General features: G+C 64.5%; 10 protein-coding genes. All 10 read right to left on the bottom strand.

Going from position 1 to position 12638, the window contains the following annotated elements; translation table 11 throughout:
- Window positions 1–146 precede the first annotated feature (146 nt).
- The 10 genes from lpxC to murD all read right to left on the bottom strand — a co-directional run bounded on the left by lpxC (window position 147) and on the right by murD (window position 12633).
- Entirely contained in the window at window positions 147–1094 is a 948-nt protein-coding gene (gene lpxC / locus AC0NID_RS18240) for a UDP-3-O-acyl-N-acetylglucosamine deacetylase (RefSeq protein WP_473455126.1), read from the bottom strand.
- Between the two features lie 279 nt (window positions 1095–1373).
- On the bottom strand, window positions 1374–3032 hold the full coding sequence (gene ftsZ, locus AC0NID_RS18235; RefSeq protein WP_473455127.1) for a cell division protein FtsZ: 1659 nt from the start codon (window positions 3030–3032) through the stop codon (window positions 1374–1376).
- Between the two features lie 67 nt (window positions 3033–3099).
- Window positions 3100–4407, bottom strand: coding sequence for a cell division protein FtsA (gene ftsA, locus AC0NID_RS18230; RefSeq protein WP_473455128.1), 1308 nt, complete (start codon window positions 4405–4407; stop codon window positions 3100–3102).
- A complete protein-coding gene (locus tag AC0NID_RS18225; protein ID WP_473455129.1) occupies window positions 4404–5345 on the bottom strand; it encodes a cell division protein FtsQ/DivIB in 942 nt (313 codons plus the stop codon). Before AC0NID_RS18225 ends, ftsA begins: the two co-directional genes overlap by 4 nt.
- Complete coding sequence (locus AC0NID_RS18220; RefSeq protein ID WP_473455130.1) at window positions 5333–6259, bottom strand: D-alanine--D-alanine ligase; 927 nt, start codon at window positions 6257–6259, stop codon at window positions 5333–5335. Before AC0NID_RS18220 ends, AC0NID_RS18225 begins: the two co-directional genes overlap by 13 nt.
- A 325-nt stretch (window positions 6260–6584) precedes the next feature.
- On the bottom strand, window positions 6585–7550 hold the full coding sequence (gene murB / locus AC0NID_RS18215) for a UDP-N-acetylmuramate dehydrogenase (RefSeq protein WP_473455131.1): 966 nt from the start codon (window positions 7548–7550) through the stop codon (window positions 6585–6587).
- On the bottom strand, window positions 7547–8953 hold the full coding sequence (gene murC / locus AC0NID_RS18210; RefSeq protein WP_473455132.1) for a UDP-N-acetylmuramate--L-alanine ligase: 1407 nt from the start codon (window positions 8951–8953) through the stop codon (window positions 7547–7549). Before murC ends, murB begins: the two co-directional genes overlap by 4 nt.
- Window positions 8950–10077, bottom strand: coding sequence for an undecaprenyldiphospho-muramoylpentapeptide beta-N-acetylglucosaminyltransferase (murG, locus tag AC0NID_RS18205; RefSeq protein WP_473455133.1), 1128 nt, complete (start codon window positions 10075–10077; stop codon window positions 8950–8952). The genes murC and murG overlap by 4 nt, the downstream gene beginning before the upstream one ends.
- A 1-nt stretch (window position 10078) precedes the next feature.
- A complete protein-coding gene (ftsW, locus tag AC0NID_RS18200) occupies window positions 10079–11230 on the bottom strand; it encodes a putative lipid II flippase FtsW (protein ID WP_473455134.1) in 1152 nt (383 codons plus the stop codon).
- Window positions 11230–12633 carry a UDP-N-acetylmuramoyl-L-alanine--D-glutamate ligase gene (gene murD, locus AC0NID_RS18195; RefSeq protein ID WP_473455135.1) on the bottom strand — a complete coding sequence of 468 codons (1404 nt, stop codon included), beginning with the start codon at window positions 12631–12633 and terminating at the stop codon, window positions 11230–11232. The genes ftsW and murD overlap by 1 nt, the downstream gene beginning before the upstream one ends.
- Between the last annotated feature and the right edge of the window lie 5 nt (window positions 12634–12638).

Here is a 12638-nt window from a genome sequence, read left to right as displayed (position 1 = left end):
CCGCCATGCCCGGCAACGCTATCTCCGGCCAATCGCACATTTTTGTGGCGGCCTGGCGCAGCCTGCACACTTGCATGATTTCGCCGGCCGATGATGCATTCCTGCAACACAGGCCGGCGGGTATAAAACCCGAAAAACGTTAAGACTCAGATCATCCAGGGCGCGTAAACGGGCGCGTAGACGGCGCTCATCTCGGCGGTGCGACCGCGCTCGCGGCGTGTGGTCTCGACGATCTCGAACGCCGAACGGTCCGACAAAAGGCGGCGCAGCGCTGCCGCGTTCAGCCTGTGGCCGCCGCGATAGGAACGGAAGCAGCCAATGAACCGGGCGCCGGCCAGCGCCAGATCGCCCATGGCGTCCATTGTCTTGTGCCGCACGAACTCGTTGGGATAGCGCAAGCCTCCCACGTTGATGACGCGGTTGTCGTCGCCGATCACCAGGGAATTCTCCAGCGAGGAGCCAAGCGCATAGCCGGCCGCCCACAACCGCTCGACGTCCTTCATGAAACCAAAGGTGCGGGCGCCCGCGATATCGCGGCGGAAAATATCGGCGTTCATGTCGGATGCGAAGAGCTGACGGCCGATCGCCGGGCTTTCGAAATCGATCTCGATCTCGAAGCGCGTGCCGTCATAGGGCCTGAACTCCGCCCAGGAGGCACCGTTCTCGATTCGAACCGGCTTGATCACTCGGATGTAGCGGCGCTTGACCGTAAGCGTATCGACGCCCGCCTGCTCGATTGCCTCCACGAACGCCATGGCGCTGCCGTCAAGGATCGGAACCTCGTGGCCGTCGATCTCGATGACGATATTGTCGATGCCGAGCCCGAAAAGCGTGGCCATCAGATGCTCGACGGTGGCGATATGTTCGCCTGCCGGATCGCCGAGCATGGTGGACAGATCGGTGGCGCCGACTTCGGAAACAAGCGCGCGCAACTCACGGCCCTCGCTTCCACTCGAAAGCTGGAACAGGACACCCGTATCAGCGTCTGCCGGCAGGAAATGGACGGTAACGGGCTTGCCGCTGTGAACGCCGGTGCCCGTCAGGGTCGCACGCGATTTAAGTGTCGTCTGATAGTCCTGCAAGACAAACCCCATAGCCCACTGCCCAAGTCCGCTTTATCAGCCCAAAGGGCACGGCTCTTGATTTGATCGGCTGGCAGGGGCCACTTCCCCCGAATCCCGGCAAACCGACGTTGGTCGGAGGCGAAGATAGTGATCCGGCAGGGAGACTCCAAATCACGGTTTCTTACTTTCTGTAATCGCAAGCCGGGGCGTGCATGAAAAGCTAATACGTTGTTTTAAAAGAACTTTTTGCGTTAACAGGCAAACAATCCCTTGTCTGCCTGTTAACAATTATTACGGCCCGTTAACAGATCAATTGGCCTGGCGGCGCAGGAACGCCGGAATCTCCAACTGATCGTCTTCCTGGACAGCCCTGCTCTGCGGGGTCAGCCGGCCCTGGTCATCCAACTGGCCACGGCGCGGCGCGTAAAGCTGCGGATCCTGGCTGGCAAGGCGACGCACTTCGGGCGCCGCCTGGCGCAGTTTCGGCTCGCGCGGCTGCGCCGGCTGCAGCCGTGCAGGCTCCTCTTCGCGGCGGGTAAGGCCGTTCGTCAGGCGCTTGAGCAGTCCCATCGGTCCGCTGTTCTCATGGTCGGCGGCCGGACGGCCCTTGGCTTCCACCTCGGCTTTCACCACCGGCGGGAAGTCCTCGACACGCGGCATTCGCTGGGGTGCCGCGGCGACCGGCTGAAGCACTTCGCGCTGCGGCGCGGATTGCATCGGCTGCTGCTGCACGATCGGCTGCGGCTGCGCCGGCGGCGCCTGGAAGATCTTGCTCTGCGGACGGAAATCTTCCGCGTGGGCGGCCGGCGCGGGACGCGCCATCGCCGCGGCATTCGCCTCGGCAAGCTGGATCGCCTCTGCTACGGGATCGACGGCGCGCGGCTCGTAGCCCCCCTGCTGGACAGGCGCCGGACGGCTTTCCGCGACCGGAGCGGCCGGGCGGCTGGCCGGCTTTGGCGGAGCGGTGCGGATGGCGATCGGCGCGGCGGCGATTTCAGCGGCCGATTTGTCGATGCCGGTGGCGACCACCGAGACGCGGATGACGCCTTCGAGATCCTCGTCGAACGTCGCACCCAGAATGATGTTGGCTTCCTGGTCGACCTCCTCGCGAATGCGGGTCGCCGCTTCGTCGACTTCGAACAGGGTAAGGTCGCGGCCGCCGGTGATCGAGATCAGCAGGCCCTTGGCGCCCTTCATCGAGGTCTCGTCGAGCAGCGGGTTGGCGATCGCGGCTTCGGCGGCGGCCATGGCGCGGCCCTCGCCGGAAGCCTCGCCCGTCCCCATCATCGCCTTGCCCATCTCGCGCATGACCGAACGGACGTCGGCGAAGTCGAGGTTGATCAGCCCTTCCTTGACCATCAGGTCGGTGATGCAGGCGACGCCGGAATAGAGCACCTGGTCGGCCATGGCGAAAGCGTCGGCGAAGGTCGTCTTGTCATTGGCCAGCCGGAACAGGTTCTGGTTGGGGATGACGATGAGGGTGTCGACACATTTCTGCAATTCCTCGATGCCCATATCCGCCGTCTTCATGCGGCGCTGGCCTTCGAAGTGGAACGGCTTGGTGACGACGCCGACGGTGAGAATCCCCTTCTCACGAGCGGCACGCGCAACGACCGGCGCGGCCCCCGTACCGGTGCCGCCGCCCATGCCGGCAGTGACGAAGCACATATGGGTGTTGGAGAGATGATCGACGATCTCGTCGATGCATTCCTCCGCCGCCGCGCGCCCGACTTCCGGCTGCGATCCCGCACCGAGGCCCTCGGTGACATGCGCGCCGAGCTGGATCAGCCGGTCCGCCTTGGACATGGTCAGCGCCTGTGCGTCGGTATTGGCGACGACGAACTCGACGCCGCGCAAGCCCGCGGTGATCATGTTGTTGACGGCATTGCCGCCGCCGCCGCCGACACCGAACACGGTGATACGCGGCTTGAGCTCGGTGATGTCCGGCTTTTGCAGATTGATGGTCATTGTCTCCGTCCTTTGTCTTTCCCGCCGCTTCGCCGCTGCGGCCGCCTATGGGGCTGTCCCCGTCAATTTAAAAACTGTCTCTCAACCACTGACTCATTCGATGCAGTTTTCCGCCCGTTCCGGTCATCCTGAGACCAGAAATTCCTTTCGCCGGATGGCTCTCGAAGCTCGCCATCTGCGGATAGATCAGGAGCCCGACCGGCGTCGAGAAAGCCGGGCCCTTGGCCGCCTCCGGCAGGCCCGCCACGCCGAGCGGACGGCCGATGCGCACATTGCGTCCGAGAATGCGGCGCGCTGCCTCGGGCAGGCCCGAAAGCTGGCTGGCGCCGCCGGTCAGCACGACGCGTTTGCCCACGGCGTTGCCGTAGCCGGACCTGTTCAGCCGGTCGCGCAGCATTTCGAGCGTCTCGTCGATGCGCGCCCGGATGATGCGCGTCATCACCGAACGCGGCACCTGAAGCGGCACCTCGCCGTCCTCGCCGATCGGCTGTATCGAAACCAGGTCGCGGTCGTCGGCACTGCCGGGCAGCGCCGAGCCATGCATCACTTTCAGCCTCTCGGCGGCGTCGAGCGAGGTCGACAGGCCCTTGGCCATGTCCAGCGTGACGTGGTTGCCGCCGATGGCGATGGCGTCGCCGTGAATGAACTTGCCTTCCGAAAAGACCGAGATCGTCGTGGTGCCGCCGCCCATGTCGATGCAGGCCGCGCCCATCTCGAGTTCGTCGTCGACCAGTGCGGCAAGCCCGCTGGCATAGGGCGTCGCCACCATGCGCTCCACCGACAGGTGCGAACGGTTGATGCAGAGCTCCAGGTTGCGCAAGGGTGCAGCGTCACCGGTCAGCACATGCATGTCGACGCCAAGCTGGTCGCCGACCATGCCGCGCGGATCGCGCACGCCGCGCTCGGCGTCCAGCGAAAATCCGACGGGAAGCGAATGGATCACCTCGCGCTCGGCTCGCAGCGCCTGCTTGGCGCCGGCGGCAAGCACGCGCCTGATATCGGCCTCGTCGGCTTCGTGGCCGCCGAGGTTGATGGTTGCCAAGAAGCTTTCGCTCTTCAGCCGACCGGCCGTCATGTTGACGATCAGTGAATCCACAGTCAGGCCCGCCATGCGCTCGGCGGCATCGACGGCCAGGCGGATGGCGTGCTCGGCCCTGTCGAGATCGATGACGACGCCCGATTTGACGCCTTGCGATTTCTGGTGGCCTATGCCGATCACCTGGATGCGATGCGAACGCCCGCGCAGCAGCTTGCCGTCCTCGCGCGGCTTGAGCTTGGCCACCACGCAGCAGACCTTGCTGGAACCGACATCCAGCACCGTCAGGGTGCCGGACCGGCGCGACGAGGCGTCGCTGTTGCCGCCAAGCCAGTTCATATTTTCGTCTCCGGCTTGCGCTTCGGCATTTTCGGCTTTTCCTTGAGCGCGGCCTCACGCTGCATCGCCGCTTCCGGCGTCAGTTGGACGACGAGACGATCGGAAAGGCGCATGTCGACGGCGGCGATGTCGCGCGTCAGCAGCCCGTTCTCGCGATCCATCCTGACCAGATCGGCGATTGCCTGATCCTCGCCATCCTCGGGAAGCTTGACCGTGATGCCGTTCTCCAGCTTCAGGTCCCAACGCCGTTCGCCGATGCGGATATAGCCTTTGACCCGCGCGGCAAGCTCCGGATATTTTTCGATCCTTGCCAGGAAATCCGGCGCCTTGGCCGGCGCGCCGGTGCCGACGATCAGCGGCAGCAACGCCTGCTTGCCGCCGGAGAACGGCGCGATCACCGCGCCGGACCGCTCGATGACGGAAAGCTCGCTGCCCTGTTGCCAGAGCGCGAAGGGCTCACGCTCCTCGATGCGCACCTCCAGCGTGTGCGGATAGACCTTGCGCACCGCCGCAATCTCGACCCAGGGCAGCGTGGCTATGCGCTCCCGCGCGGCTTCGGCATCGAAGCCGATCAGCGACGTCCAGCCGTCGAGCTGCATTCTGTCGAGAATATCGATCTCGGAGGTTGCGCGGTTGCCGACCACCTTGATCTGATCGACGGCAAAACCGGTGCGGGCGGTGATGCCTTGAACGATGCCGTCGACGTGCCCGCCGAGATAGGCGCCATAGGCAGCGCCCGACACGAGCAGCACCGCCGACAGGATGGCCGCGGAGAAAGGCGGCACCTCGAAGTCGTCCTCGCCCAGGCGCGCCAGCACGCGCGCCGGCCGGCGAAGCAGGCGCGGCAGCACGAAGTGATCGAACGACAGCGGCATGCCGAACAGCATCGGCCCGGTCGCGCCCTTCCCCTTGCCCTGTCCCCACTTCAACGCAGACACGAAGCGTCCTCCACCATCCAACTCAACAAATCGCCGAACGAGTGCCCCGCCTGCGCAGCGATTTCAGGCACCAAGGATGTCGGCGTCATGCCCGGCTGAGTGTTGACCTCGAGCCAGACAATTTCGCCGTTCTCGGAGTGTCGATCATCATAACGGAAGTCCGACCGGGAAACGCCCCGGCAGCCGATAGCTTGGTGAGCCTTGAGCGCCAGTGTCTGTATTTTTTGGTAAATATTCGGTGAAATTTTTGCAGGGCATTCGTGTTTTGATCCGCCCGCGACGTATTTTGAATCATAGTCGTAGAAGGAATGGCCGGTCGGGATGATCTCGCAGACACCGAGCGCCACATCGCCCATCACCGCGCAAGTCAGCTCGCGCCCGTGCACGTAACGCTCCACCATAACGGTGTCGCCATACTTCCAGTCGGACGAACCGATGACCTGCGGCGGATGCGACTGGCCTTCATGCACGATGACGACGCCGAAGCTCGACCCCTCGTTGACCGGCTTGACGACATAGGGCGCCTTCATCGGATGCTTGCCCTGGATGGCAAAGCGATCGACCACCTTGGATTCCGCGACCGGAATGCCGACGGCTTTGGCGACCCGCTTGGCCTGCTCCTTGTTCATGGCAAGCGCCGAGGCGAGCACGCCGGAATGAGTGTAGGGAATGGCAAGATATTCGAGGATGCCCTGGATGGTGCCGTCCTCGCCGAACGGGCCGTGCAGCGCATTGAAGACAACATCAGGCTTGAGCTCGGCGAGCACGGAGCCGACATCGCGCGAAACGTCGACGCGAGTGACCTGGTAGCCTTCCTTCTCGAGCGCATCGGCACAGGCATTCCCCGAAGACAGAGACACGGGCCGCTCGGACGAGAATCCCCCCAGCAAAACGGCCACATGCTTGCTTTTCATTTCCCGTCATCCCCTCTCACGGCGGGCCGGCATCTCTCGATCAGAGCAGTCTTTGCTCTCACGATTTCCGCGACCTTGAGTCCGAGTCTCCCGGCAGGTTGCCCCCCAGACGGAAAACGCGGGAAACGCGTCGAACGACTCAAATCAGGAAACGCTTTCGAGCAGAGAATCAGAGAGTTGATTCGCTGGCAAGTGCTTACGATTCCGAGAGATTCACTTTCCGTAAAAACGACCACAAAAACTGCGTTGTGAGTCTTTGGCGCAACGGTCGCGCGGTGATTTCAGACCATTTGAAGTTCAAGCATCACATGAACATCCGACGGTGCTAAAGTAGCTGCCCGAGGAACTCCTGGACCTGGTGCCCCGGCCGGAAATTGCCGATGCGCTTGATTTCCCAATGCAGCCGGATGCCCGACTTTTCGAGCACGCGCGTGCGCACGGTCTCGCCAAGATACTCGAGGTCGTAGCCGGTCGCCGTTCCCGTGTTGATCATGAAGTTGCAATGCATCGGCGACATCTGCGCGCCGCCGATCATCAGCCCCCGGCAGCCCGCTTTGTCGATTTCCTTCCAGGCCGAGGTGCCTTCCGGATTCTTGAAGGTCGAGCCGCCGGTCTTTTCGCGGATCGGCTGCACGGTCTCGCGATGGTGCTGGACAGCATCCATCGCCGCCTTGATCTTGGGCTTGTCTTCCAGAACACCTTCGAACAGCGCCGATGTGAAGATCAACCCTTCAGGTGCGGCCGAATGGCGATAGGCGTAGCCCATATCGGCGTTGCTCAGCGTATGCACATTGCCCTTGCGGTCGAGCGCCCGCACTTCGACGACGCGCTCGCTGGTCTCGGCGCCATTGGCGCCGGCGTTCATCCGCAGCGCGCCGCCGACGGCGCCCGGAATGCCGTGGTAAAACTCGAAGCCACCGATGCCGGCCTGGTAGGCAACCGCCGCAAGGCGCTTGTCGGGCGTGGCGGCTCCCGCCTTGATCGTGGTCGGCGCGATCACTTCGGCCTCGCCAAAGCCCTTGGCCGAAAGCCGGATGACGAAGCCCGCAATGCCGCCGTCGCGGATAAGCAGGTTCGAGCCGACGCCTACGATGGTCAGCGGTATTTCTTCGGGAATCGCCCTCAGGAACGCGGCGAGATCGTCCTCATCGGCCGGCTGGAACAACGCGTCGGCCAGCCCGCCGACGCGGAACCAGGTGATCTTGTCCATCTCGGCATTCGGCGTGATGCGGCCGCGCAGGCCGGCAAGCCGGCCGCCAAGCTTGTCGATCAACGCCGGGCCGCGCGTCATGAAACCGTCCCGCCGAGTTCCCCAGGCAGCGCGTAAGCCCATTGCGTGATATTGCCGGCGCCGAGAAAGACGACGAGATCGCCTGGTTTCGCCAGGTCGCGGATAACAGGCGCGATCGCCGCGGGGCCTTCGATGTAGCGCGCGTCGCGATGGCCGCCGGCGCGGATGCGGAACACCAGTGCCTCGGACGTCACCCCGTCGATCGGCTCCTCGCCCGCCGCATAGACCGGCGCCACCATCACCGTGTCGGCATCGTTGAAGCAGACGGAAAACTCGTCGAACAGGTCATGCAGCCGTGTGAAGCGGTGCGGCTGGGCAATGGCGATGACGCGGCCCTTGGTGGCGTCGCGCGCCGCCTTCAGAACCGCAGTGATCTCGACCGGATGGTGGCCGTAGTCGTCGAAGATTTCGACGCCGTTCCACGAACCGGTACCGGTGAAGCGCCGCTTGACGCCGGCGAAGGACGACAGGCCCTTCCTGATCGCCTCGGCCGAGAGGCCGAGCTCGTGCGCGACGGCGATCGCCGCGGTCGCGTTGGAGACGTTGTGACGGCCGGGCATCGGCAGGCGCAGGCCCGATATCGTCGACTGTTCGCGGGTTTTGCGGTCGCGGATCACCACGTCGAATTCCGAGGTCGGGCCGTCCATCCGGTGATTGGTGAAACGCACGTCCGCCTGCGCGTTCTCGCCATAGGTGATGACGCGTCGGTCCTCGATGCGGCTGACCAGCGCCTGCACCTCCGGGTGGTCGGTGCACATGACGCCGAAGCCGTAGAACGGCACGTTCTCGACGAACTGGCGAAAGGCCTCGCGCACTTTGTCGAAGGAGCCGTAATGGTCGAGATGCTCCGGATCGATGTTGGTGACGACGGCAATCTCGGCCGGCAGCTTCAGGAAGGTGCCGTCGCTCTCGTCGGCCTCGACCACCATCCATTCGCCGTCGCCCATGCGGGCGTTCGTGCCATAGGCATTGATGATGCCGCCATTGATCACGGTCGGATCGAGCCCGCCGGCTTCGAGCAGCGTCGCCACCATAGAGGTCGTCGTCGTCTTGCCGTGCGTGCCGCCGATGGCCACCGCCTGCCGGAAGCGCATCAGTTCGGCCAGCATCTCGGCGCGACGCACGACGGGAAGCAGTTTCTCGCGCGCGGCCTTCAGCTCCGGATTGGATTTCTTGATCGCCGTCGAGACGACAACCACTTCGGCATCGCCGATATTGTCGGCGTGATGACCGACAAAGCACTCGATGCCCTCGTCGCGCAGCCGCTGCACATTGGCGCTGTCGGCCTGGTCGGACCCTTGCACCTTGTAGCCGAGATTGTGCAGCACCTCGGCGATGCCGCTCATGCCGATGCCGCCGATGCCGATGAAATGCACAAGGCCGATCGTCTGCGGCATCTTCATGCGTGCGTCTCCTTCCTGAAGTCCGAAACGGTTTTCTTCGACGCAATAGCCTCTGTCAGATCGGCGAGCAACCGTGCCGCGTCCGGTTTTCCGGCCGACTTCGCCGCCGTCGCCATTGTGGTCAGCCGCTCCGGATCGTCCATCAGCGCACCGACGAGCGCGGCGATGCGCTCCGACGAAAGCGTGGATTGCGGATGCACTTCGGCGCCGCCTGCCGCCGCCAATGCCGCGGCATTGGCGGCCTGGTCGTGGTCGAGCGCATGGGGATAGGGCACCAGCAGCGCCGGCCGGCCGATCACCGCGATTTCCGATACGGTCGAGGCGCCGGACCGCGACATCACCAGATGCGCCGCAGCCATGCGCGCCGCCATGTCGGTGAAGAAGGGCGACACCTCGGCCTCGACGCCAAGGGCGGCATAGGCCGCCCTTACCCGCTCCACATCGTCGGCGCGCGCCTGTTGCGTGATATCAAGCCGCTTGCGTTGTGCGCCGGAAAGCTGTCCGACCGCCGCCGGCAGTGCATCGGAAAAGAACTGTGCCCCCTGGCTGCCGCCGAACACCAGAAGCCGGAACGGCTGCTTGCCAGTAGACGCCACATAGGGCGACTTCGCCGCCTTCAGCACTTGCGGCCTGACCGGATTGCCTGTCGTCACCGTCTTGACGCCCGCGGCGCTTGAATCTTCCGGCAAAAACCCGCCGGCGATGGCATCGACGCGGCCGGCCAACGCCCTGTTGGCGCGCCCCATCACCGCGTTCTGCTCGTGAACAAGCGTCGGCACCTTGCGCCGCGTCGCCGCATAGAGCGGCGGCAGCGTCGGATAGCCGCCGAAACCGACCACGACGGCGGGCTTGATCCGGTCGATCACGGCGGATGCCTGCCGCACGCCGCCCCAGATTTTCCAGAAGGCGGCGAGGATCGCAAAGGGATTTTTCGAACTCATCGTCGCCGACTTGAACTGATGGATGCTTGCTGCCGGAAACTGGCCGGCAAAACGCTCGGCGCGATCATCGGTGGCGAGATGCACCGTCCAGCCGCGTCCGGTCAGCTCGTGCGCCAGCGCCTCGGCCGGGAAGAGATGCCCGCCGGTGCCGCCGGCCGCCAGAAGGATGACCCCCTTCGCCATTTCACTCCGCCGCCATCGCGCGCTGCGACGGTGCGAAGCCCAGCTGCTTGCGTTTTTCCGGCCGCCTGCGTGTCAGCGCCAGCACCATGCCCATCGAGATGGCGATGGCGATCTGCGAGGAGCCGCCATAGGAGATGAACGGCAAGGTCATGCCCTTGGCCGGCATCAGCTGCAGATTGACGGCCATGTTGATGACAGACTGCAGACCGAAGACCGTGACCAGGCCGCCAACCGCATAGCGCGTGAAATCGTCCTGCTCCTTGAGCGCGGTGCTGAGCCCGCGCAGCACGATGAAGGCGAAGATGGTCATGATGAAGAAGCACATGATCAGTCCGAATTCTTCGCCGGCGACCGAGAATACGAAATCGGCATGGCTGTCCGGTATGACCCGCTTGACTGTGCCCTCGCCCGGGCCCACGCCGAACCAGCCGCCATTGATCAGCGCATCGCGGCCCATGTCGACCTGGAACGTGTCGCCCTCGCCGGTTATGAAGCGGTCGATGCGGCCGGCGACATGCGGAAACACCGTATAGGCTGCAAATACGCCGCCGACGCCGGCAGCGCCCAGCGCGACGATCCACAGCCATGGCAATCCGGCCATGAAGAACATCACCCCCCAGGTGCCGAGCACCAGCATGGTCTGGCCGAAATCCGGCTGCGCCACCAGCAGCGAAATGACGAGGGCCAGCAGCAGCATGGCGAACAGATTGCCCGGAATGTCGGGCTGGCGCTTGTGTTCGGCAAACAGCCAGGCGCAGATGACGACGAATGCCGGCTTCAGGAATTCCGACGGCTGGATCGACACGCCGGCGAGCGACACCCACCGCCGCGCGCCCTTCACCTCGACGCCGATGTAGAGAACCGCCACCATCAGCACCAGCATGATGCACAGCATGGCCAGGGCCATGCGCCTGATCTGCCGCGATTCCAGGAAGGAGACGGCCAGCATCACGCCAAGCGCGGGAATGGTGAAAATGATCTGCCGTGTGGCGAAGTGGAAACTGTCGAGGCCGATGCGCTGGGCCACTGCCGGGCTCGCCGCGAAGGACAGCACGATGCCAAGCCCCATCAGCGACAGGAACGCAGCCAGGAACCAGCGATCGACCGTCCACCACCAGGTGGCAACCGGGCTCTTGTCGAGACGGCTTTGCATTATCGTGTCCCTCCGATGGGCTTCACGCCATCAATAGCGGTCGCGGCCTGCCTGAAGGCTTCGCCGCGCACTTCGAAATTCTTGAACTGGTCGAAACTTGCGCAGGCCGGTGAAAGCAGCACCACCACCTCGCCGTTTTCATCGTCGCTCGCCGCGTCGCTTGCGGCGTGTTCGACCGCTGCGGCCAGCGTGCCTGATATTTCGTAGCGCACGGCCTCGCCGAGCGTCGCCGAAAAGCCCGGTGCGGCCTCTCCGATCAGATAAGCCTTGGCGATGCGTGGAAAGAGGCCGCGCAACGGCTCGATGCCGCCCTCCTTCGGCAACCCGCCGGCGATCCAGTAGATGCGTGCAAAGCTGGACAATGCGGGCGCTGCCGCATCGGCATTGGTCGCCTTGGAATCGTTGATGAACAGGACATGATCCTTGCGGCCGACCTGCTCCATGCGGTGCGCCAGCCCGGGAAAGCTCTCCAGCCCCGACTGGATCTCGCCCAGTTCGAGCCCGACCTTGAGGCAGGCGGCGACGGCGGCCAGTGCATTCTGCGCATTGTGTTGGCCGCGCAGCGAGCCGATGCCTTCGAGAAAGGCAACGCGGCTGTAACGGCCATGCACCGCCTCCATCAGATCGGTGCCGTCGGCGAAGTAGCCGTCGGTCAGCGGCAGGCGCCTGGAAATGCGGATGACGTGCTGGCCTGCCCGCTCCAGCCGGTCGGCGGCCTGGGCGCCCCAGGAATCATCGACACCGACGATGGCGGTTTCGCTGCCGGCCACCAACCGTTCCTTGATCGCGGCGTAGTGCTGCATCGTGCCGTGGCGGTCGAGATGATCGGGCGTCAGGTTGAGCAGGACGCCGGCGGTCGGATTGATCGAGGGCGCGAGGTCGATCTGGTAGGACGAACATTCCACGACATAGTGCCGTCCGGCGCCCAGTGGATCGAGCGTCATCACCGCGCGACCGATATTGCCGCCCATCTGCGTGTCGCGCCCGGCCGATTTCAGGATATGCGCCGTCAGCGCCGTGGTCGTCGATTTGCCGTTGGTTCCGGTGATGGCGATGAAGGGTGCTGCCGGCGCCAGCAAGATCCGCTCGCGGCAGAAAAGCTCGATGTCGCCAATGATCTCGACGCCTGAAGCGCGCGCGAGTTCCACCGTCCAGTGCGGCTTCGGATGCGTCAGCGGCACGCCGGGCGACAGCACGAAGGCCGAGAACTTCGCCCAGGCGGCGGCGCGCAGATCGCCGGTCGCGATGCCGACGGCCTCGGCCTTGGCGACGCTGTCGGGATTGTCGTCCCAGGCCAGCACGTCCGCTCCGCCTTCGATCAGCGCGCGCGCCGTGGCAACCCCGGAGCCGCCGAGCCCGAAGAGCGAAACGCACTTGCCTGCGAAGGAAGCGGCGGGGATCAAGTGGC

The organism is Mesorhizobium sp. WSM4821, from assembly GCF_055901555.1.
Note: the sequence above shows the minus strand (reverse complement) of the source record. Positions and strands in the feature narration are given on the sequence as shown.